The organism is Streptomyces sp. NBC_01142 (assembly GCF_026341125.1).
GTDB lineage: Bacteria > Actinomycetota > Actinomycetes > Streptomycetales > Streptomycetaceae > Streptomyces.
In genome coordinates, this window is sequence record NZ_JAPEOR010000001.1 from 2,142,075 (window position 1) to 2,163,231 (window position 21,157).

A 21,157-nucleotide genomic window follows, 5' to 3' on the forward strand; every position below is an offset into this window, starting at 1 on the left:
GGCCGACAGCTGAGGTGAGATCATGGAGAATACGAATCCGACCATTTTCGAGACACGTCCTGTGAGATACCGGGTGCCCGCGGACGTGCGGACGGAGCGCATGGCGGATCCGCTGTTCGGGACGGTGTTCACCGAGCACATGGCAGGCGTCCGTTACGTCGAGGGGAAGGGCTGGCACGACGCCCGCATCCAGCCCTTCGGCCCGATCCCGATGTCACCGGCGACCGCTGCACTGCATTACGGCCAGGAGATATTCGAGGGGCTCAAGGCCTATCGCACGCCGGACGGTTCTGCACAGCTGTTCCGGCCCGAGGCGAACGCACGGCGTTTCCAAAATTCCGCCGCGCGGCTCTCCATGCCGGAACTTCCCGAGGACATCTTCCTCACCGCGCTGCGTGAACTGGTCGCGGTGGACAGGGAATGGCTGCCGAGCGCACCGGGCACGAGTCTGTATCTGCGGCCGTTCCAGATAGCCACGGAGGAGTACCTCGGTGTGCGTCCGGCCGTGGAGTATCTCTTCGGTGTGATCGCCTGCCCCGTCGGCGCTTCCTTCCCCGGTGGTGAGGCTCCCCTCACGATCTGGGTCTCGGACACGTACACCCGGGCGGCAACCGGAGGCACCGGCGCGGCCAAATGCGCGGGCAACTACGCTGCTTCGATGGCGGCCCACAGGCAGGCGCGCGACGCGGGCTGCGAGCAGGTGGTCTTCCTGGACGCCGTGGAACGGCGCTACGTGGAAGAGCTGGGCGGCATGAACCTGTTCTTCGTCTTCGACGACGGGACCCTGCTCACCCCGCCGCTCGGCGGGACGATTCTGCCCGGCATCACGCGCGATTCGGTCATGACGCTTGCCGGGGACGCCGGGCACCGCGTCGTCGAGCGGCCCTATTCGCTCGCCGAGTGGCGCGCCGACGCCGCGGACGGGCGACTGCGCGAGGTCTTCGCCTGCGGCACCGCCGCGGTCATCACCCCGGTTGGCACGGTCCGCTCGGCCGAAGGGGAGTTCACCATCAGCGGGGGTACGGCCGGGCCCGTCACCGAGAAGCTGCGGTCCACGCTCACGGATATCCAGTACGGACGCACGGCGGACCCGTACGGCTGGACCCGGCGGCTCGACTGAGGGGTGCTCTGCCCCTTGTACGGATACCGGCCGCCGCACGCCACGCGGGGCTGCCGCACGCAGTGTCGCGTGCGGCAGCCCCGGTACGTGCGTCAGCTGTTCGCCACGGCCACGGACGTGTCACCGGTGAGCAGCACACCCAGGCAGTAGCTGCCGGGTTCCGCCTTCTTCGTGACGAAGTGGTGGACCGTTCCCGCCGGAATGAGCATCGTCGCGGGGGAGGCGAGTTCGTAGTGCTCCCCGTCGGCGATGACGTCGATCACCGCGCCGCCCGGCGCCGGCGACATCAGCACATAGATCTCGGGCACCTCGTGCGTGTGGGGCGCCGCCACCGGCTTGCCGACCTTGTCGCTGATCTCACCGCCGGCGATCTCGATGGGCTGGCCGCCGAGCATCTCCTTGGTCAGGAAGAACGGCGTCTGCCCGTAATGGCCCGGGATCTGCTGGAAGACGGGCAGATCCCGCTCCACAAGGGGGGTCGGAGCGGATGCTTCGACGGTTCGGGATGTCATGGCTGTCTCCTGGGATCGCTCTACGCGGGGGTGAGCCGGTAGATGAAGCTGAAGGCCGGAAGGTCGATCATTCGGCGGTCGGCGATGCGCCAGCCGCTCTCCTCCAGTACGGACGACCACTCGTCGAGGGTGGGGATGTACTGGTCCATCACCGTGTGCACGGTCTCGAATCCCAGGGTGAACATGGGGTGTCCGGGACCGTCGACACCCGTGGAGCGGCAGGTGTCGCCGATGATGAGGTTCTTGGCGTTCGGGAAACTCTCGCGCAGCCGGCGCAGCATCGTGACGGCGTTCTCGCGCGGCCAGAAGTCGTGTCCCATGAGGAAGCACGTCACCAGGTCCACGGCCGCGTACTCGTCGCGCGGTGCCAGGTTCAGGACGTCGTCCTGCACCAGGGAGATCCGGTCCTCCATGCCCGCCTCGGCGATCGCCTCCTTGGACACGGTGATCGCGCCGGCGGCGACGTCGATACCGATGCCCCGGATCTGAGGCATCTGGTCGGCCAGCATGATGAGACGGTCCGAGCTGCCGCAGCCCAGGTCCGCCACGGTGGCGCAGTCCACGCCCTGGAGCAGCTCGCGAAACGGCGGGTCGAAGAAGGTCCGCGCGATGTTGCGGCACGCGACGCTGATGGCGCGGGAGTCGCGCCGTACGAAGTCGCCCTGCCTGTCCGCCTCGAGCACCTTGGCCGGCAGGGTCGTCAGCAGCTCACCGCAGCCGCGTGTCAGCCAGTAGAAGAAGCCCTTGGTGCGGTAGGCACTCTCGAAGCCGACATCCGTGGTCGCCGCAGTCCTCGCGGGGCCGAGCGTCACGATCCGCCGGGAGGAGAGCGCGACCAGAATGGCGCGCACCACGTCCGGATGAGCTCTCGAGGCCGCCGAGAACTCGTCTATGCCGACCCGGCCGGCCCGCTCCAGCTCGTCGAGGAGGCCGATCTCCCAGGCCGCGCTGACCGCGGCCGATGCGATGGCTCCGTTGAACGTGTCGGCGCAGTACTGCGCCTCGTCGGAAAGCTGTTGTTCGGCAGTACCCATGGGAACACCTACCTTTGAATTTCACGGCTCGGAAAGCACGGCCGGTTACCGGGATTCGCATCCAGATGTGAATGCGGGGGCGCTGACGAGGGCAGCCAGCTCACGCAGCGTGGAGGTGAACGACGCCTTGAGCTCAAGCACGTCGTCGGTCGACAACTCGGCGGGCTCGGGTGCGGTGTTCCGCGCGCATGCGGGATACAGACCGTTTGCCGAGACGTCGAGATGGATCGCGTGGATCCGGCGGATGAGCTGACGCACCACCGTCGCGTACGACACCGGCATCCTGGTCGTCAGGAAGATCCCGTCGTACAGCCAGAGAAGAGTCTCCCTCCGGAGTTCCCTGGTTTTCTGGCGTACGCCGGGCGTCAGCAGCAGGGATACGCCCGACGGCACGACGCGCGCGGCGATTCCCTTGTGTATACGCTCGTTGAGATCGCACTCGAAGGCCAGGTCGGCGGCCGCGGCCTCACTTCCGAGAGAACTCTTTCCACGAATGAGTGGACGGACACCGGTGTAGTCCCGGGCCCAGGCACCGCTGAGATTCGGATGCTGGCGGGCCATCGGATCCCTGATGACACGCTCGTACATCTCCTGCGGAGGTGAGCTCGCGTACAACAGCATCAAGGAGTACGTACGGACCATGCAGCGTGCCAGGCGGGCGAGTTCGTCGCTGTCGGCACCGGGTCGCTTCCCCTCCTCCAGGATCGCGCTCAGCAGCTGCCAGACCGCGAAGGTCGTCTGATGGCCGGTGATCCAACGGAACCAGAAGAGCCGCTCCACCTCGCTCTCGTCGTGCGGCACCAGGTCGGCGCCCATCGCCTGCTCGTAGTGCAGCAACGAGTCGCCCGATTCCGGTGGATCGTCCTCCGTTTCATGTCGGGGGTCGTCATCGGCATTCCGGTTGAGGAATTCGGTGGGGAGCGCCAATGGTTCGAGGCCGTACAGGTGCCCGCCGAACACCCAACGCCCTGCCGTCGGCACATCGGTCGAGAGAGCTCTGTTGTCAGACAGATTCATGAATGCTTCCGGTGTGATAGGAGAAGTCGGGCTCCGGGACTGTGAGATGGGCCGGGATACGCCGACCAACGACCGTAAACGTACTTCCGAGCCGACTGCGCCAGGGTGCTCGAGAACCGGCCAATTCATTCTCTGCCGTGATTCGTCTCGCCGGCGGGACATCCCGGCGCCGACGGATGGGACCGGGGCGCAGTCTTTGGCATAGTCGGGAGCCGCCTCTGCCGAACTCCTTGGCAGATCCGGCACAAGAAATAAGGAGCCAGTATGTCGGAACGCAAGCTCATTGCCGCGGGAACGCACTTCGAGAAGATATTCGGTTACTCTCGAGCGGTTCGGGTCGGCCCGATCGTGACGGTTGCCGGCTGCACGGCCTCGGCACCCGAAGGCCCGGTCGGCGGCTCCGACATCGTCGCTCAGACTGCCGAGTGCCTGCAGCGGATCAAGGGGGCGCTCGAAGAGGCCGGCGCCTCACTCCAGGACGTGGTCAGGACCCGCTTCTATGTGACGGACATCAGTGAGCTGGAAGCCATCGGACGTGTGCATCTGGAGTTCTTCGCCGGAATTCTTCCCGCCAGCACGATCGTCCAGGTTTCCGCCCTGGCGCACCCCTCGCTTCTGGTGGAAGTGGAAGCCGACGCCTTCCTCGAGAACTGAAGGGATCGACCATGCGTACAGGTGTCCTGATTCTGCCGGAGAAGCGATGGGCGCAATCCGCTCATACGTGGCGCACCGCCGACGAGTTGGGATACGACTCCCTCTGGACCTATGACCATCTGTCCTGGCGCAGCCTCCAGGACGGCCCCTGGTTCTCCACGTTCCCGGTGCTCGCCGCGGCGGCCGGCGTGACGAGCAGGGCCACGCTCGGAACCCTGGTCACCTCACCCAACTTCCGCCATCCGGTCGGTGCGGCGAAGGACGCCATCGCTCTCGACGACATCTCGGGGGGCCGGTTCGTCCTCGGCATCGGAACCGGTTCGGTCGGCGCGGGTGACTCGAACGTCCTCACTCAGGAGACCTTCTCCAGGCGTGAACGCACCGAGCGCTTCGAGGAGTTCGTACAGCTCACGGACAAACTGCTGCGGAACCCGGTCACCACCTTCACGGGGACGCACTTCTCCGCGTACGAGGCCCGCATGATCCCCGGGTGCTTCCAGAGTCCCCGCCTCCCCATGGCCATCGCGGCCACTGGCCCCCGGGGTCTCGCACTGGTCGCACGGTACGGCCAGGCATGGGTGACCACCGGGCCCACCGACTGGGCCCGGGGATTCACACCGGAGGAGTGTCTGGAGGCGGTCGCCGCGCAGGTCATCGCCCTGCGCGAGGCATGTGACCGTTCGGGCCGCGACTTCGACGAGCTGGATCGCATGTTCGTCGTCACCGACCCGGCGGGCGACTTCCTCTCCACGCCGGACGATTTCCTGAAGATGGCCGAGCGCTACGCAAAGGCCGGCATCTCCCACCTCGTGCTCCACGCGCCCCGCGAGGAAGGCATCTACACCGCCGACCCCGAGGCTCTGCACCGCATCGCGGCGGATGCCCTCCCCGCCGTCCGCGACATGTGACGTCGCTGGGGGCCGCCGGCCTCCGCCGGCGGCCGGCCCGAGCACCTCGCGGGGTCCGCCCTCGGCCTCTGCGGCTTCAGTACTGTGCAGGAGAGTGCCGGGGCGTGTGTTCGCACGCACCAGCTCGTGCGCTGCGGCTTCCAGCCACGACCTGTCGTCCCTGCGCAGCTCGGGCACGAGCACCGGGTCGGTGTCATACGTCGACGTCGCTGCATACGGCACGGCAGCTGAGGACGAAGGCGTCGACGGCGTCGTCAACCACTTGGGTGCGGGGCCAGGCGACACCGATCCGGCTGGGACTGACGCCGGTAACGGGCCGGTAGACGACGTCCGGTCGCTGGTAGAAGCGGGCAGTTGCCTCGGGGGTGAGGCTGATGCCCTGGCCGTGAGCGATCGCGTTGAGCCATTCATCGGGGTGGTGCGCGACCGCGCCGATACGTACTGGGTGCCCCTCGCGCTCATCGACCGCGAGCCAGTAGTCGCGCCACGCCCCCGACTCGGCGGGAGTCGCCACGAACTGTTCGTCATACAGATCCTGGAACCGGATCCGGTCCTCCCCAGCGAGGCGATGCCCCGCGGGCAGGGCAATCCAGCGTGGCTCGGTCAGCAGAACCTCGACGTCGAAGTCGCTCTGAGCGGGCACCGGCAGACGCAGCAGCGCCACGTCGACCTCGCCGGTGGCCAGCCCGGCGGTGGGGTCGGTCCATTCGGTCTGCCGCATCTGGACCCGCCAGCCGGGCCGCCGCCGGGCGAAGTCGGCGGTGATCAGCTGGGTGCGCTCATTGGCGGCGCTGGCCACGAAGCCGACCCGTAGCGTGCGTGCGGCCCGGGTCGTTGCGCCCCGGGTGACACGCAGCGCACACTCCCAAGCGGTCAGCACGGTGCCTGCGTGGGCGGCCAGAGCCTCACCGGCCTCGGTGGGGGCCATCCCGGCGCGGGAACGGACGAACAGGCCCACCCCCAGCTGGGCTTCCAGCTGCCGGATCTGCTTCGTCAGCGCAGGCTGCGAGATGTAGAGCCGCTCCGCGGCCCGCGTGAGGTTGCCTTCCTCGACCACCGCGGCGAAGTACCGCAGCAGACGGGTGTCGATATCCATGCCGCCAGGTTATGGAAGCAGGTATTGGACGACTACGGCGGCCGGCGACATCGTTGATCACGAGACCGGGACAGCCCGGTACCGAACCCATCAGGGAGTGCACGTGACCACGAGTGAAGCCGTGCCCGACCCCAAGGTCGAGGTCATCAACCACTTCTTCTCTGCCTACGCCGCCAACGACGTCAAAGGGATGAGCGCGGTCCTGGCTCCGGACATCGAATGGAACATCCCGGGCCACCACCCGCTGTCGGGCACCAAGCACGGACTCGCCGAGGTGGTCAGCTTCTTCGACCAGCTCGGCAAGGCGGGCTTCCGGGCCGAACCTGTGTTTCTCGGCAGCAACGACACCTATGTCGTCGACATCCACCGCGGCTGGACGACCCAGGGCGTGGGCCACGTCGACACGATGTGGGCGCTGGTGTGGCACTTTGATGCCGCCGGCCAGGTCGATCACGTCGTCAACCTGAGCGGCGATCAGCACCGGATGGACAACTACATCTGGGCCAACTTCCCGCTGGCATCCCTTCCGGCCCGCCTCGCCCGATGACGGAGGAACACAGCATGAAGATTATTGTCGTCGGAGCGACCGGCATCATCGGCCGTGCGGTCGCAGACGCGCTGGAGACCGAGCATGAGGTGATACGGGCCTCACGCAACGGCAGTACACGGGTCGATCTGGAGACACCGACCTCCATCGACGCCCTCTTCGACACCGTCGGCAAGGTGGACGCGGTCATCTGCTGCGCGGCCAGCGGTCAGCTGACTCCACTCAACTCCCCTTCCGGCGACGAGTTCACTCTCGGCCTGAAAGGCAAGCTGCTGGGGCAGGTAGAGCTGCTACGCCGGGCGCTGGACCACGTGCGGGACGGCGGGTCCATCACACTCACCAGCGGCATCTTTCAGCAGCCCACGCCAGGCGGCTCGTTCGGCGCTCTTGTGAATGCCGGACTGGAGGCATTCGTCCGGGCGGCGGCCATCGAGATGCCTCGTGGGCTGAGAGTGAACGTCGTCAGCCCAGGGTGGGTGAAGGAGACGCTCGAAAAGCTTGGTAGGAGCGACGGGGGAGGCACGCCGGCAAGCGACGTCGCCCACGCCTACATCGAGGTCGTCACAGGAACGATGTAGGGACAGACCGTGACCCCTGGAGGTGCGGGGCGGCGCAGACCAGCAAAGACGGAGCCGCCCCGCACGTTTTGATCCCGGAGGGTGCCGGTCATTTGTGGCGCGACGCTCACCACGGTCATGACCCCGCCGGTCTTCTCGCTCTCGAAGGTGTGCGGCAGTTGTTCCCTCGAGCGTCCCCTGTTGCGCTCCGCCTCGTGCAGGGCTCCCCCCACCGGCGGTGCGCACAGTAACTCTGACCTCTCAAGGACATTTCTGCAACCCTTTCGTTTCTGCACATCATGTGCAACAAGTGTCGAAGTGGCAGTGTGACGACATCGATCGGGCCGGCGGAGTGCGCGGTCGGCCCGACCCGCGACAAGACCGTTCCCGCGGAATGACTGGCCGCGTGTCATCGCGACGGAATGCATCGGCTGCTCCGCGGGGGACTGACCGTTGTGCGCCTCACCCGTCCTTCGGGCCAAGGTCGGTAAGCGTGGCTCCCAGCCGACGTACACCCTCGGTCAGCTCGGCGTGGTCGGCGGTCGCGGCGAAACCGATGCGCAGGTGAGCCGCCGGTGGCTCGGTGGCGAAGTACCGACTGCCTGCGCTGACGGCGACGCCGCGTTGCCGGGCGGCGCCGGCGAGGACGGTGTCGTCCACGCCTGATGGCAGGCGAACCCACAGGTACAGTCCGCCCGTAGGCAATCCGGCCAAGGTCGCACCGGGGATCTCCTGGGTGACCGCGGCGGCCAGCACGGCGCACCGCTCCCGCAGCGCCGTACCGAGAGAGCGGACGTGCCGGTCCCAGGACGGGGAGCTGAGCACTTCCAGCGCGGCCTCCTGGAGCGGGCGCGTGACGAAGAAGTCGTCGACCAGGCGCACCGCCCGCATGCGCTCCATGACCGGTCCGCGGGCCACCAGCGCCCCGATCCGCAGGCTCGGTGCGGCGGGCTTGGTGAGTGAGGTGACGTGGACGACCGTGCCGTCGCGGTCGTCGGCGACCAGCGGCCGCGGCACGGCCCCGCCGTGTCCCAGGTGCCGCGCGAAGTCGTCCTCGAGCACGAACGCGCCCGAGGCGCGTGCCACATCGAGGATCTGGCGGCGCCGTTCGGGCGTGAGTACGGTGCCGGTCGGGTTCTGGAAGGTCGGCTGGCAGTACAGCAGTCGCGCGCCGGTCATCGCGAACGCGTCGGCCAGCATGTCGGGCCGCAGGCCGTCGGCGTCGAGCGGTACCGGAACGGGCCGCAGCCCCGCGGCGCGGGCTGCGGCCAGGGCCCGGGGGTAGGTGGGGGACTCCACCAGAACCGGGCTGCCGGGCCCGGCGATGGCCCGGAACGCGATCGACAGGGCGCTCTGCCCGCCGGCGGTGACCAGCACGTCCTCCGGTGCCACGCTGCCGCCGACGATGCGGGCGAACACGGTGCGCAGCGCCATCAGGCCGCCGGCCGGGGCGCGGTCCCAGGCGTCCGGACGGCGTCCCGCCCGCGCGAGCGCCGCGCTCAGGGCCCGGGTGGGCTGGAGCGAGCGGTGCACGTAGCCGCCGTCCATCGTGATCGTCCCGGCCGGTGGCGGGCCGAGCGGGTCGGCGATCAGGTGGGTGTCGACGGCGCGGTCGGTGAGGGCGACCGTCTGCCAGTCAGTATCCGTGCCGCTGTCGCCGACTGCGTCGCGGAGCCGGCCCAGCTGCACCGCGAACGTCCCACTGCCCGGACGGGTCACCACCGCGCCCTCGGCAGCCAATGCGGCGATGGCCCGCGCCACTGTCGCCGGGCCGACCCGGTATTCCTTGATCAGCTCCCGGCTGCTCGGCAGCCGGTCGCCGGGCGACAGCCGGGAGACCAGCGCACGGAGACTGTCGGCCAACTCGACAGAAGTGCTACCGTCATTCATGAGAGACAACAGTAGCGCTATTGGTTCTGGTCGGGAAGCACTTCAGCTGGACGTCGCCGCTCTGCGGGCCGACACCCCGGGGTGCCGCCAGGTCATCCACTTCAACAACGCGGGCTGCGGACTGCTGGCGGCGCCCGTGACGGACGCGATGATCGGCCATCTGAACCTCGAAGCCCGGATGGGCGGTTACGAGGCGTCGGCCGCCCGAGCCGCCGAAGTCCGCGAGTTCTACACGGAGATCGCCGCCCTCATCCACACCACGCCCGACAACATCGCCTTCGCAGGCAGCGCCACCCACGCCTACGCCAACGCCCTGTCCTCGATCCCGTTCGAGACCGACGACGTCATCCTCACCACCCGCGACGACTTCGTCTCCAACCAGATCGCCTTCCTCTCCCTGCGCAAGCGATTCGGCGTACGCATCGTCCACGCGCCCAACACCCCGGAGGGCGGGGTCGATGTCGAGGCGATGGCCGCGCTGATGCGGACCCACCGCCCCCGCCTGGTGTCCGCCACCCATGTCCCCACCAACTCGGGCCTCGTCTCGCCCGTCGCCGAAATCGGCCGGCACTGCCGGGAGCTGGACCTGCTCTACCTGGTCGACGCCTGCCAGTCGGTGGGCCAGTTCGTCATCGACGTGGAGGAGATCGGCTGCGACCTCCTCACCGCCACCTGCCGCAAGTTCCTCCGCGGCCCGCGCGGCTCCGGATTCCTGTACGTATCCGATCGCGTCCTACGCGCCGGCTACGAACCGCTGTTCATCGACATGCACGGCGCCCGCTGGACCGAGCCGGGCGGCTACGAGCCCGTAGGGACGGCGGCCCGGTTCGAGGAGTGGGAGTTCCCGTACGCCACGGTGCTCGGCAGCGCCGCCGCGACGCGCTATGCCCGCAAGGTCGGTGTCGAGGCAATCGAGCAGCGGACCCCGGCGCTCGCGGCCCGGCTCCGCGACCGGCTCGCACCGATCCCGGGGGTGAGCGTGCTCGACCGCGGCCCGCGTCTTGCCGCGCTCGTCACGTTCGGCGTAGCGGGCTGGCAGCCGCAGCCGTTCAAGGCGGCCATGGACGCCCGCGGCATCAACTCGGCGCTCAGCTTCCGTGAGTTCGCACAGTTCGACTTCGGGGACAAGGACGTCGACTGGTGCCTGCGCCTGTCGCCGCACTACTACAACACCGAGGAGGAAGTGGACCACGTGGCGGACGCGGTCGCGGACCTCGCCGGCCAGGGACGGCGATGACCGCCACGCAGACACGCACCGAGGAGCCGTACAGGGAGTCCAAGGAGAGCAAGGAGAGCCTCTGGCGCAACGGCGACTTCCTCAAGTTCTGGCTCGGCGAGACGCTCTCGCTCCTCGGCACCCAGGTCACGAACCTCGCCCTGCCGCTGACCGCCATCGTCGCCTTCAACGCCACCGACGAGCAGGTCGGTTTCCTACGGTTCCTGCAGCTCGTTCCGTATCTCGGCCTTGCCCTGGTCTTCGGGGTGTGGGTGGACCGGGCCCGACGGCAGCGGATCATGCTCGGCGCCAACCTCGTGCGGATGATCCTGCTGGCCCTCGTCCCCGTCCTGTACTGGACGGACGTGCTCAGCATGGGCTCGCTGCTGGTCATCGCCTGCGCCGTCGGCGTCGCCTCGGTGCTGTTCGACGTGAGCTGGATGTCGTACGTACCCACGCTCGTACGTGACCCCAAGCACTATGTCGAAGCCGGCGCCAAGATGGGGATGAGCTCGTCGGCGGCCGATGTGGCAGGGCCCGGCCTCGCGGGCGTGCTGGTCGGTGCCCTGACCGCGCCCGTGGCGCTGATCGTCGACGCCTTCTCCTATCTGGTGTCCCTGGTCTCGCTGCTGCTCATCCGCACGCCCGAGCCCCGTCCCGAACCGCCGGCCGCACGGCGGCACCTGCCGACCGAACTCCGGGACGGCTTGCGATGGGTGCTGAAGAACCCGGTTCTGCGGTCGCTGGCCCTGATCGGGTTCTGCTGCAACTTCTCCATGATCACCGTATGGACGATGTTCCTGCTCTACGGAACACGCGAGCTGCACCTGGACTCGACGACCCTCGGCGGCATCTTCGCCACTGCCTCCGTGGGCGGTCTGATCGGCGCGGCGGTCTCCCGCAAGGTCATCCGGCGCTTCAGGCTCGGCCTTGTCTACCTGGTTGCCCAGTCGGCCCTCCTCATCGGCCCGACGCTGATCGTCCTGGCCGCCGGCCCCCGGCCGGTGATGGTGGGGATGTTCGTCCTCTCCTTCTTCACCACCTACCTCGGACTCGGCGTCGCCGGCGTCATCATCGTCAGCCTGCGCCAGGCCAGTACCCCGCAGTCGATGATGGGCCGGATGACGGCGGTCTTCCGCACCCTGCTGTTCGGCGGCGGCGCACTCGGCGGCCTGTTCGCGGGCCTGCTGTCCGGCCGGATCGGCGCCCGGGGAGCATTGACCGTGGCGGCGATCGGATCCGCCGCCGTGCTGATCGCGCTCGTCCTGTCCCCGGTGAGCCGACTACGTGGGCTGCCGTCGGCACCGGAAGAACCCGTCACGGCGGCAGCGGACGGGCAGGCCGCCGGCTGACACGGAGAACGTCGAAGGGCTCCACCGCAGACGGTGGGGCCCTTCGACAAGGTGCCCGGTGAGGCATTGGGCCGGCGCAGGACTGGCCGGAGGACCCCCTGTGGCACGCCTGTGTCCGGGGCACGGGGCTATGTGCTGCTCACCGGCAGACGAGGATGCCTCCGAGGCAGGTGACGCGGAAAGCGCCTTCCGCCTGGAGGGTCTCTTCCACTCGTTCTCGGGCGCGCTCGATCGTCTCCTTGAAGGGGACGCCCATCTGGTCGGCCCATGCCTCGTACGAGGCCAGATGGGCGACCACGGGCCGGGGGTCGGTCACTTCGATCACTCCCGGGAGGGGGATCGTCCGTACGTCCTCGAAGACGGCGCCAAGGACTACGGGGGCGTCCTCCAGGGTGAAACGGGCGGAGAGTTGGACGCGTGCGGGGCCCTCGGGGATGCCGAGGACGTCGCCGGCGGCTCGTCGCCAGAGGTCTTCCAGTTCGCGTTTGTCGGTGCGGCTGTTGGTGGACGCGATGGCGATGCCGCCCTTGGCCAGTACTCGGCCCAGCTCTCGGACGGCGCGTGCCTGGTCCTCCACGTGGTACAGCATGTGCATGGCAAGGACCGCGCCCAGGGCCTCGTCCGCCATGGGGAGTTGCTGGACGTCCGCAGCCACAGCGCCGGCGATGCCTGCCAGGATGCCGGGGGAGACGTCCATGGGGAGGACGGCCAAGTCCGGCCGTTGGGTGCGTATCCGCTGCACGAACTTCCCGTTGCCGCAGCCCACGTCCGCGACCGCGCCGCGTACGCCGTCCAGCTCTTCCACGACGAGGCCGGGCAGGTCGTGCCGCGGGGTCTGCCACTGGTAGAGGGACTGGCGGGCGGCCAGGTGCCGGCCGGTGCCGTACGCCTGAGTGGAGAGCAGGTGCCGGTCGGTGACCGAGGGCTCGTTCGTGGGCTGGGTGCTCATCGCGGCTCCGTCTGGGTACTGGTGATCGCGGGCCGGGAGGTGATCTCGTGGATGTGTTCACGGAGATCGACTACCGGCCGCGAGTCACGGCTGTGTCGCTTCGGGGTGCTTGTGGGTGCCGAGGTGGGCCGTGCGCCACGCTGTGGGGCTGGAGCCGAACTCGTCCCGGAACCAGCGTGAGAAGGTGCTGAGGGCGGAGAAGCCGAGCAGTTCCGCGATCTGGGTGAGCGGGCGGTTCTGGTTGCCGAGGTACTGCCGGGCGAGCTGGACGCGGGTGTGGTTGAGCACCGAGGAGAACGTCTCGCCGGATCGGGCGAGGTGGCGGTGCACGGTCTTGCGGTCGACTCCCAGGCTGTGGGCGATCTGCTGGAGCGAGCAGCGACCGGTGGGGAGCAGTGCCTCGATGAGGTCCCGGATGCGGTCGACGTCCGCTTCGGGCCGAGGGTCGGCGAGCGCTTCGAGGTACTGCCGGGCGGCCTACGTCTGGCGCGCATGGACGGCAGCCCCAACTCCATTGGCTCCGGAGCACATCAACTCCACCAACTCGGAAGGGCCCAAGGCAAGCAATGGCAACCGGTGCGGGCGGCAACCGGAGGCAAGGTCTGCTGCATCGGACCTCATATGCAAGAAGCACGCCCGTGACGATTCCACCCGGGATTGGCTGAGGCAGCTGATCCTTGAGGCTTGACCGGAACTGCCGTGTCAGAACCAGCCGTCGAGAGAGACCTGGGGGCCTTCGGTGAGGTAGCGGTGGAGGGCGCTGGCGGTGGTGTCCACGAACTCCTTGGGGATGGCGTTGGCGTCGATCCAGCGGACTTGGGAGTGCTTGCGGGGTTCGCGGTTTTCGGCTTCGCCGGTCCATTCGTGGGCGGCGAAGACGACCGTGAGGAAGCCGTTGGGGGCTTCGACGCCCCATGCGCCGTGGATGATGTGGGCGACTTTGAGGGACTCCGGCTTCACCGTGAGGCCCGTTTCCTCGTAGAGCTCACGGACTGCGGTTTCGGTGATGGGTTCACCCGGCTCGCTCTTGCCGACGGGGAGGTCCCACAGGCCCTGGGCGAACTTGGCGTTCTCGCTGCGCTGGAGGAGGACGACGCGGTTGGTGGCCTTGTCGTGGACGATGACGGCCGCGACCAGCAGGGTCATCGATTCGAGCGCCGGCTTGAGGGCTGGGGAGCGGTCGTCGGTGTGCTGAGCCACGGGGTTCCCTTCGTCGGGCGGGTTGTTGGGCATGTTAGGCACGGGCCTCGCGGGCGCGGCGGGCGAGATCGGCGGCGCCGGGGACGCGGCGGCGCTGGTAGACCGCGAGGGTGGAGCGGATCGAGGAGACCGCCTTGCGGGTGCGGTCGGATGTCATGCCCCCCATGAGGACCAGCGCCTGGGTCCAGGCGGCGACTGCTTCGTGGCAAGATGCGTGCGATCGCAAATTCAAAGGCGTTGGCGAGGGCTGGGGGTGGCGGCCTAAAGCCAGTCTCGGCGCTTGAAGATGAAGTACAAACTGACGCAAACTACCGCCATCAGCAGGATTGCGAACGGATACCCCGCCGCCCACTTCAGCTCCGGCATCGTCTCGAAGTTCATGCCGTAAATCGTTCCCACGAGTGTGGGTGCAAACAGAATGGCCGCCCACGAGGAGATCTTCTTGATCTCCTCGTTCTGCTCGAAGCCCGCCTCCGCCAGCGCCCGCATCTCCGCGTTCTGCTGCTGTGTCACCAGCGTCGCGTTCACCGTCAGGATGTCCGCCAGTGCCTGGCGGAAGCCGTCCACGCGCTCGCTGGTGTGCGTGACATGGTCCGCCACGTCGCGCAGATAGCGCTGGAGCTCCTCGTCCGTGCCGTACTTGGCGAAGCCCGAGATCAGGCCGTGCAGCATGCCGACCAGGGGGCGGGTCGCGCGCTGGAACTCGACCATTTCGCGGGAGAGTTCGTAGATGCGGCGCGACACCGCCGGATCCCCGCCGAACACCTCGGTCTCGATCTCGTCGATGTCGTTCTGCACGCCCGCCACGACCGGGGCGTAACCGTCGACGACGGCGTCCAGGATCGCGTACAGCGCCGCCTCGGGTCCGAGCGCCAGAAGTTCGGGGGTCTCCTCCATCCGGCGGCGTACGGCGGACAGGTCGGGGGCCGCGCCGTGGCGGACCGTGATCAGGAAGTCCTTGCCGACGAAGACGTGCAGCTCGCCGAAGTCGACCTCCTCCTGGGCGTCGAGGTAGCGGGCGGCCCGCAGCACCACGAACAGCGTGTCGCCGTACCGCTCCAGCTTCGGGCGCTGGTGTGCCTCCAGAGCGTCCTCGACCGCAAGCTCATGAAGGTCGAACTCCGCGGCGAGTGAGAGGACTTCGGCCTCGGAGGGGCGGTGCAGCCCGATCCATGCCATCCCGTCCGGGTACTCGCGCAGCTGGCGGAAGGTCTCCGCGAGCGAGTCCGGCGTCGAGACGCGGCGGCCTTCGCGGTAGAGCGCGGCCTGGACGACGCTGGCCGGGTCGTTGCTCACGGGGGAGGGGGCGGCCGGCTCGGCAGCCCTGGCGGGAGTGTTCGGCGGCGAGGTCGCCGGGGGCAGGGCGCGGCGGCGCCAGTGGTGCCTCCTCGGAGACAGCGGCATCGCGGATCTCACCTCCTCCCGCCTCGGGCATGTCCGTACGGCTTCGGAGCAGGATATCCGGGCCGAATTGCTCCGGCACGGCGGGCGAGGGCCGGGCGGGACCCAGCCGCTCAGGCTTGCGGACAGAAACTGTCCGCAAGCCTGGGTAGCGTGTGCAACATGGCCTTCAAGAAGACGAACCCCGTGCTCGGCAACCGCGCCCTGAACCGCGCCACCCTGGACCGGCAGCTCCTGCTGCGCCGTGCCCCCCGGTCCGCGATGTCCGTCAAGGGTGCAGTCGAGCACCTCGTCGGCCTCCAGGCGCAGAACGTGAAACCGCCCTACTTCGCGCTCGCCGCCCGGCTGGACGGCTTCGACCCCGAAGAACTCTCCACGCTGATGGCCTCCCGCGAGGTCGCCCGCCTGGTCACCATGCGCTCCACCATTCATACGCACACCGCCGACGACTGCCTCAGTCTGCGGCCGCTGGTCCAGGGCGCGCGCGACAGGGAGCTCCACCAGTTCCGCAAGGGTCTCGCCGGGGTCGACCTCACCCGGCTCGCGGCGCTGACCCGCGAACTGGTCGAGGAGCAGCCGCGGACCATGAAGGAGCTGCGCGAGGCATTGCTGAAGGAGTGGCCGGACGGCGATCCGTTCGCCCTCTCCGTCGCCGCCCGCTGTCTGCTGCCGCTCGTACAGGTCACCCCACGCGGAATGTGGGGCCGCAGCGGCCAGGTCACGCTCACCACCGCCGAGCACTGGTTCGGCAGGCAGTCCGAGCCGGTGCCCGCGCCCGACGCGACCGTGCTCCGCTACCTCGCCGCCTTCGGGCCCGCCTCGGTCAAGGACATGCAGACATGGTGCGGACTGACCCGGATGCGGGAGGTCTTCGAGCGGCTGCGGCCGCAGCTCGTTGCCTTCCAGGACGAGAACGGTGTGGAGCTCTTCGACCTGCCCGACGCCTCCCGCCCCGACGCCGACACCCCGGCCCCGCCCCGCTTCCTGCCCGAGTTCGACAATCTGCTGCTCTCGCACGCCGACCGCAGCCGGCTCGTGGCCGACGAGCACAAGCCGAGTACCTGGAGGGGCAATCAGCCCTACTGCGTCTTCCTTGTCGACGGATACGTGGGAGGCATCTGGCGGCTCACCGAGACCGAGGAGCGCGCGGACCTGACCGTGCAGGCCTTCGGGAAGCTGACCCGCGCGCAGCGCGACGCGGTGGCCGAGGAGGGGGAGCGGATGCTCACCGTCATGTCCTCGGCCCCCGCGCACGACATCGTCTTCGGGGCCTTCAACGCGTAGGCCGGGCAAGGCCTCCGCCCGCTACAGGCCGACATCCCGTCTGCGGTGGTCGTCGAAGGTCTCGCGCCGCACCAGCAGCCGCGACCGCCCCCGCGACACCGCCACCACCGGCGGACGGCCGGTCATGTTGTAGCCCGACGCCATCGACACCTGGTACGCGCCGGACGCGGGCACGGCCAGGATGTCCCCGGGCCGTACGTCCTCCGGCAGCTCCACCGCCTCCGCGAGCACATCGCCCGCCTCGCAGTGCCGGCCGGCCACTGTCGTCGCACGCATCGGAGCGGACGAGGCGCGGCCCACCATACGGACGGTGTAGCGGGCCCCGTAGAGCGCGGGCCGCGGGTTGTCGCTCATCCCGCCGTCGACGGCGACGAAGACCTCGCTGCCGCTCCGCTTGACCGAGAGCACCCGGTAGAGGGCGATCCCGGCCGGAGCCATGACCGAGCGGCCCGGCTCCACGGTCAGCCGCGGCATCGGGAAGCCGAACTCCGCGCAGGAGCTCACCAGTTCGTCGGATATCCGGCGCCCGTACGCCGCCGGGGCGGGCGCGGGATCACCGGGCAGATACGCCACGGCGAAGCCGCCGCCCAGGTCGAGCTCGGGCAGGGTGATCCCGTAGCGGTCGCGGATCCGCGCCATGAAGGCGATGACGCGCCGCACGCTCTGTGCGTACGGCTCCGGGGAGGCGATCTGCGAGCCCAAGTGGCTGTGCAGGCCAATCAGTTCGAGGCGGGGCTGGCCAAGGACGCGCGCCACGGCGTCCTCGGCGTCGCCGCCCGCGATGGAGAGGCCGAACTTCTGGCCCTCCGCGCCCGTCCTGATCTTCTTGTGGCCGCCCGCCTCGATGCCGGGCAGGACGCGGACCATCACCGGCTGGGCGTCGGGCCCCGGCACGTGGGCCGCCAGCCGGGCGATCTCGCAGTCCGAGTCGATGACGATCCGGCCGACGCCGAGCCGCAGCGCGGTACGCAGATCCTCCGGCGATTTGGCGTTGCCGTGCATCACGATCCGCTCGGCGGGGAAGCCGCGGGTCGCGGCGAGCTCCAGCTCGCCCGCGGAGCAGACGTCGAGGCCGAGGCCCTCCTCCTCCATCCAGTCGACGACGGCCCGGGACAGGAACGCCTTGCCCGCGTAGACCACTTCGGCATCGGGCAGGGCGCGCCGCCAGGCCCGCGCCCGGGACCGTACCTCGTCCTCGTCGAGGACATAGGCAGGTGTGCCGTACCGCTCGGCGAGCTCGGTGAGCGAGACACCGCCGACGGTGACGTCGCCACCGGGCGCGGAGACGGCGGAGGCGGGCCACACCGAGGGCGTGGCGAGTTCGGGTATCGCCGGGGGCGGGAGGGGCACCACAGGCACTGCGGTCATCAGTACACCTCCGGGCATCGGTCGAGAAAGGCGTGTTTCGCGGTCACCGCGGACCAGGAACGGCGCGCGCACGGCGGCGGCACGGGCACAGCGGCCGGTGCCGCGGCGGGGGCGGGGGCGGTGAGCTGAGGGTCCACCGTCACGGTGGTCACCCCGAGCGGTTCGGCGAGCGAACGCAGCGCGGACTCCGCGAGCCTGATCCAGGGCTGCCGTTCTCCGAGCGCGGCCGTGAGCCGCTCCCGGCTGGTGAAGCCGATGGCAGTGCGTACGCCGAGCGGTGTGCGCATGAAGCGCACCTGTTGTCCTCCGGCAGAGCCGAGCCGAACCGGCACATACAGCGGCCCTGCCGGGCGTCGTTCGTCGGGGTCCGCGTCCTCGCGGGTGAGGGTCTGCATGATGTCCTCCGCAGGGGGAGTCAAACGTTTTCCTGACCGCTCGAAGCTATGCCCGTACGGAGGCGGGGCAGCGGACTCATGACGTGCCGCTGACGGTGGGGGCCCGGGATTTGACGCGCCCCTGGCGCGGTGCCTGTGGTGGGCCGCGGGGACTCAGTCCGGGCGGCCCGTCGCCGCCACCGTCACGCCGAGGCCGATCATCGCGCAGGCGCGCCGCTGCCTTGAACTCGGGTGTGCCGACGAGGACCGGTCCCGTCCGGGCGGAGTGGCCATCTGCCTGGTGTATCCCCCTCAGTGCGCCGGGCCGTGGTACGGCGTGGTGACGTCGTCGTAGGCCAGGTGCGTGATCATCCCGCTCTCGGCGTGTTCGAAGTTGTGGCAGTGGTCCATCCACACGCCGGGGTTGTCGGCGGTGAAGTCGAGCTCGTAGCTCTCGCCCGGAGCGACGTTCAGCGTGTCGGTCCACCATGTGCTGCCCGAGACCGCCTCGCCGTTGCGCGAGATCACCCGCACCCGGTGGCCGTGCAGATGCATCGGGTGGTCGATGATTCCGCGGGCGGTGATACGTATCCGTACCCGGTCGCCCTGGTGGACCATCAGGGTCGGCACGGCCGGTGAGAGGCGGCCGTTGATCGTGTCGGCGTACGTGAACGAGCCGCCGGTGAAGCCGAAGCCGTTGTCCAGTACGAGGTTGAAGTCGCGCTGGTACGCGCCGCCTTCCGGCTTCGGGCCGGTCTGCTTCCCGTACGACAGGCGGTCGAAGAGCTTGCCCGGCCCCAGTTCGGCGGGGGCGGCGCGCCCGTCGGGGCTGAAGGCGAGGCCCGCCTCGTTGGGGATCTCGGAGGTGTCCAGCCGCAGCGTCACCGCGCCGTCCGGCATGGTGAAGGCCACGTCGTAACGGCCGCCTGCGGCGAGGAACAGGTCCGTACCGGGCTGAAGTTCTCCCGGTTCGCCGATCGGGTTGCCGTCGTGGGCGGTGACCCGGAACGAGGTGCCGCCGAGCAGGATCCGGTGCGGCTCCTTGGAGCTGTTGATCAGTCGCAGCACCACCGGGCTGCCGGCCGGTATCGCGCGGCGTTCGGCAGTGTCGGCTGTGCCGAAGGCCCCGATCCGGTCCTTGCCGCCCAGCCACAGATGCGTGAACACGGATCGCTGCACGCCCTGCTGGCCGTCCTCGACGATCAGCGCGCCGAACAGGCCGCGCTCCACGGTGCGGTCGGAGTCCCGGTGCGTGTGGTACCAGTACGTGCCGGTGCGGTCGGGCACGAAGCGGTAGACGTGCCGCTCTCCCGGACGGACCGGGTTCTGGGTGATGCCCGGCACCCCGTCCTCCGCGTTGGGCACGTCCACGCCGTGCCAGTGCAGGGTGACGCCCTCGGCCACATCCTTGTTGACCAGGGTGACCTCCACCAGCCGGCCTTGCTTGACCCGCAGTTCGGGGCCGGGGCTCGCGCCGTTGAAGGTGAGCGCGTCGATCTGCTTGCCCGAGGACAGCCGTACGGTGCTGTGCGCGGCGGTCAGGGTGAAGCGGGCGTCGGGGGTGCCCGCGCGCGGGCCGGTCAGCTCGTCCACGGAGCGCATGGCAGGAGCCTCGGCGCCGTGCCGATGGCCCATGGCGTGCACGGAGTGCCCGGTGCGCTCCGGGCCGCCGCCCCAGTCCATGGACTCGGACTCGCTGACCAGGAACAAGCTGCCCAGCGCTGCCGCGGTGACCACCGAGGCGATGCCGGAGAGCCAGGGCAGCCGGGCGAGCCGGCCGCCGCGGGCCCGCCGGTCGCCGAGCACGATGGAGATCCCGATCGTCGTGGCCAGGACGAGCGCCGACGCCCCGACGGCGATCGGCAGATCCTGCGGACCGGGCGGGACGTACAGGAAGGAGAACGACAGCCAGGCACCCATCGCAGTGGTGTGCGCGGCGATGACACTGGGCCGCAGCAGCGCCCACACCAGTGGCAGCACCACGACGGGCAGGCCGAGCAGGAAGCGGTGGCTGACCAGCTGCCACCCGCTGGTCGCCAGCAGCAGCACCGCGACCGCCAGCCGGGCCGCGACGACCCCGGCGGTGACGTACAGGACGAGCGGTCTTTGCCGCTCCTCGCCCTGCGCAGATCCGGGCTGTGCCTGGCGGCGGCCGACCCGGCGGCCCAGCAGGCCGCCGGTGACCGCCAGCACGAAGGCCAGCACCAGATCGGTGAGGAAGAGTGGCTCGGCCACTACTCCGCCGCTTTCTTCAGGGCGGCGAGCCAGGCGCCGATCGACTCGTCCAGCGCGGCGGTGAGGTTCTCCCGGTCGGCCTCGACCGGGGCGCCCGCCCAGGACTCCCGGGTGCGCACCACGACGCCGTCGCCGTCCGCGGTGAAGGTCCACTCGTGCACGCCGGTGATGCCGTGCGCGGGACCGCCCCACAGGATGCGGTGCGGGGCGTCGACGGCGTAGAGGGTGGAGTCGATGGACAGGCCCGCGGTGGACCAGTGGAAAGTGGTGCCGGGGGCGACGGGGCCGTCGAGCCGGGCCTCGGTGATGGCGAGCTGCCAGCCGGGCCAGGAGCCGATCTCGGTGTGCAGCTGCCAGACCCGCTCGACGGGAGCGGCGATCCGGATGGTGTGGTCGACGACTATGGGGGCGTTCTCGTCGATGGTCGTGGGGTAGGTCATGGG

The 21,157-nt window shown here is 69.3% G+C and carries 22 protein-coding genes and 1 pseudogene; 9 read left to right on the forward strand and 14 right to left on the reverse strand.

The window, feature by feature from the left end:
• Window positions 1–22 precede the first annotated feature (22 nt).
• Window positions 23–1,120 carry a branched-chain amino acid aminotransferase gene (locus OG883_RS09755; RefSeq protein ID WP_266537777.1) on the forward strand — a complete coding sequence of 366 codons (1,098 nt, stop codon included), beginning with the start codon at window positions 23–25 and terminating at the stop codon, window positions 1,118–1,120.
• A gap of 92 nt (window positions 1,121–1,212) precedes the next feature.
• Here OG883_RS09755 and OG883_RS09760 read toward each other — a convergent pair whose 3' ends face one another.
• From OG883_RS09760 to OG883_RS09770, 3 genes are read right to left on the reverse strand one after another with little or no spacing between them, the layout of a single operon-like run.
• Window positions 1,213–1,632, reverse strand: a complete 420-nt coding sequence (locus OG883_RS09760) for a cupin domain-containing protein (RefSeq protein WP_266537779.1) — start codon at window positions 1,630–1,632, stop codon at window positions 1,213–1,215.
• Window positions 1,633–1,652: 20 nt separating this feature from the next.
• Entirely contained in the window at window positions 1,653–2,666 is a 1,014-nt protein-coding gene (locus OG883_RS09765) for a class I SAM-dependent methyltransferase (protein WP_266537781.1), read from the reverse strand.
• 45 nt (window positions 2,667–2,711) lie between these two features.
• On the reverse strand, window positions 2,712–3,683 hold the full coding sequence (locus tag OG883_RS09770) for an L-tyrosine 3-hydroxylase (protein WP_266537784.1): 972 nt from the start codon (window positions 3,681–3,683) through the stop codon (window positions 2,712–2,714).
• A gap of 264 nt (window positions 3,684–3,947) precedes the next feature.
• Between OG883_RS09770 and OG883_RS09775 the strand changes: the two genes are divergently transcribed.
• Both OG883_RS09775 and OG883_RS09780 read left to right on the forward strand, forming a co-directional pair.
• On the forward strand, window positions 3,948–4,337 hold the full coding sequence (locus tag OG883_RS09775; RefSeq protein WP_266537787.1) for a RidA family protein: 390 nt from the start codon (window positions 3,948–3,950) through the stop codon (window positions 4,335–4,337).
• Window positions 4,338–4,348: 11 nt separating this feature from the next.
• Entirely contained in the window at window positions 4,349–5,245 is an 897-nt protein-coding gene (locus OG883_RS09780) for an LLM class flavin-dependent oxidoreductase (protein WP_266537790.1), read from the forward strand.
• A 193-nt stretch (window positions 5,246–5,438) separates the two neighbouring features.
• Here the strand turns inward: OG883_RS09780 and OG883_RS09785 are convergent, their stop codons facing one another.
• Window positions 5,439–6,341 carry a LysR family transcriptional regulator gene (locus tag OG883_RS09785; RefSeq protein WP_266537792.1) on the reverse strand — a complete coding sequence of 301 codons (903 nt, stop codon included), beginning with the start codon at window positions 6,339–6,341 and terminating at the stop codon, window positions 5,439–5,441.
• Window positions 6,342–6,444: 103 nt separating this feature from the next.
• Here OG883_RS09785 and OG883_RS09790 point away from each other — a divergent pair, with 103 nt between their 5' ends.
• Together OG883_RS09790 and OG883_RS09795 are read left to right on the forward strand one after the other, a co-directional pair.
• Window positions 6,445–6,888, forward strand: coding sequence for a nuclear transport factor 2 family protein (locus OG883_RS09790; RefSeq protein WP_266537795.1), 444 nt, complete (start codon window positions 6,445–6,447; stop codon window positions 6,886–6,888).
• A 14-nt stretch (window positions 6,889–6,902) separates the two neighbouring features.
• Entirely contained in the window at window positions 6,903–7,466 is a 564-nt protein-coding gene (locus OG883_RS09795) for a short chain dehydrogenase (protein ID WP_266537798.1), read from the forward strand.
• 441 nt (window positions 7,467–7,907) lie between these two features.
• Here OG883_RS09795 and OG883_RS09800 read toward each other — a convergent pair whose 3' ends face one another.
• Entirely contained in the window at window positions 7,908–9,335 is a 1,428-nt protein-coding gene (locus tag OG883_RS09800) for a PLP-dependent aminotransferase family protein (protein ID WP_266537800.1), read from the reverse strand.
• Between OG883_RS09800 and OG883_RS09805 the strand changes: the two genes are divergently transcribed.
• Both OG883_RS09805 and OG883_RS09810 read left to right on the forward strand, forming a co-directional pair.
• Window positions 9,334–10,572, forward strand: coding sequence for an aminotransferase class V-fold PLP-dependent enzyme (locus OG883_RS09805; RefSeq protein ID WP_266537802.1), 1,239 nt, complete (start codon window positions 9,334–9,336; stop codon window positions 10,570–10,572). The genes OG883_RS09800 and OG883_RS09805 overlap by 2 nt on opposite strands.
• Window positions 10,569–11,903, forward strand: coding sequence for an MFS transporter (locus tag OG883_RS09810; protein ID WP_266537805.1), 1,335 nt, complete (start codon window positions 10,569–10,571; stop codon window positions 11,901–11,903). Before OG883_RS09805 ends, OG883_RS09810 begins: the two co-directional genes overlap by 4 nt.
• 139 nt (window positions 11,904–12,042) lie before the next feature.
• On the opposite strand, the gene OG883_RS09815 is transcribed toward OG883_RS09810, so the two are convergent.
• Window positions 12,043–12,852 carry a class I SAM-dependent methyltransferase gene (locus OG883_RS09815; RefSeq protein ID WP_266537808.1) on the reverse strand — a complete coding sequence of 270 codons (810 nt, stop codon included), beginning with the start codon at window positions 12,850–12,852 and terminating at the stop codon, window positions 12,043–12,045.
• Window positions 12,853–12,936: 84 nt separating this feature from the next.
• The gene (locus tag OG883_RS09820) at window positions 12,937–13,269 is read right to left on the reverse strand and encodes a helix-turn-helix transcriptional regulator (RefSeq protein WP_323180924.1); all 333 of its coding nucleotides are present in this window, start codon (window positions 13,267–13,269) and stop codon (window positions 12,937–12,939) included.
• Between OG883_RS09820 and OG883_RS09825 the strand changes: the two genes are divergently transcribed.
• Window positions 13,177–13,494, forward strand: coding sequence for a hypothetical protein (locus OG883_RS09825; protein ID WP_266537813.1), 318 nt, complete (start codon window positions 13,177–13,179; stop codon window positions 13,492–13,494). The genes OG883_RS09820 and OG883_RS09825 overlap by 93 nt on opposite strands.
• A gap of 60 nt (window positions 13,495–13,554) precedes the next feature.
• Here the strand turns inward: OG883_RS09825 and OG883_RS09830 are convergent, their stop codons facing one another.
• From OG883_RS09830 to OG883_RS09840, 3 genes and pseudogenes are all read right to left on the reverse strand, one after another.
• Window positions 13,555–14,085, reverse strand: coding sequence for an NUDIX domain-containing protein (locus OG883_RS09830; protein ID WP_266537815.1), 531 nt, complete (start codon window positions 14,083–14,085; stop codon window positions 13,555–13,557).
• 1 nt (window position 14,086) lies between these two features.
• Window positions 14,087–14,254: pseudogene (locus OG883_RS09835) on the reverse strand (tetratricopeptide repeat protein); the annotation flags it as partial.
• Window positions 14,255–14,313: 59 nt separating this feature from the next.
• A complete protein-coding gene (locus OG883_RS09840) occupies window positions 14,314–15,456 on the reverse strand; it encodes a magnesium and cobalt transport protein CorA (RefSeq protein ID WP_266537818.1) in 1,143 nt (380 codons plus the stop codon).
• A gap of 159 nt (window positions 15,457–15,615) precedes the next feature.
• Between OG883_RS09840 and OG883_RS09845 the strand changes: the two genes are divergently transcribed.
• Window positions 15,616–16,737, forward strand: a complete 1,122-nt coding sequence (locus OG883_RS09845) for a winged helix DNA-binding domain-containing protein (RefSeq protein WP_266537821.1) — start codon at window positions 15,616–15,618, stop codon at window positions 16,735–16,737.
• Between the two features lie 21 nt (window positions 16,738–16,758).
• Here OG883_RS09845 and lysA read toward each other — a convergent pair whose 3' ends face one another.
• From lysA to OG883_RS09865, 4 genes are all read right to left on the reverse strand, one after another.
• The gene (gene lysA, locus OG883_RS09850; RefSeq protein WP_266537824.1) at window positions 16,759–18,105 is read right to left on the reverse strand and encodes a diaminopimelate decarboxylase; all 1,347 of its coding nucleotides are present in this window, start codon (window positions 18,103–18,105) and stop codon (window positions 16,759–16,761) included.
• Complete coding sequence (locus tag OG883_RS09855) at window positions 18,105–18,500, reverse strand: SAV_915 family protein (RefSeq protein WP_266541382.1); 396 nt, start codon at window positions 18,498–18,500, stop codon at window positions 18,105–18,107. The genes lysA and OG883_RS09855 overlap by 1 nt, the downstream gene beginning before the upstream one ends.
• Window positions 18,501–18,791: 291 nt before the next feature.
• Window positions 18,792–20,714, reverse strand: a complete 1,923-nt coding sequence (locus OG883_RS09860; protein ID WP_266537827.1) for a multicopper oxidase family protein — start codon at window positions 20,712–20,714, stop codon at window positions 18,792–18,794.
• Window positions 20,714–21,154: an SRPBCC family protein gene (locus OG883_RS09865; protein ID WP_266537830.1), complete on the reverse strand. Its 441-nt coding sequence runs from the start codon at window positions 21,152–21,154 to the stop codon at window positions 20,714–20,716. Before OG883_RS09865 ends, OG883_RS09860 begins: the two co-directional genes overlap by 1 nt.
• Window positions 21,155–21,157 lie beyond the last annotated feature (3 nt).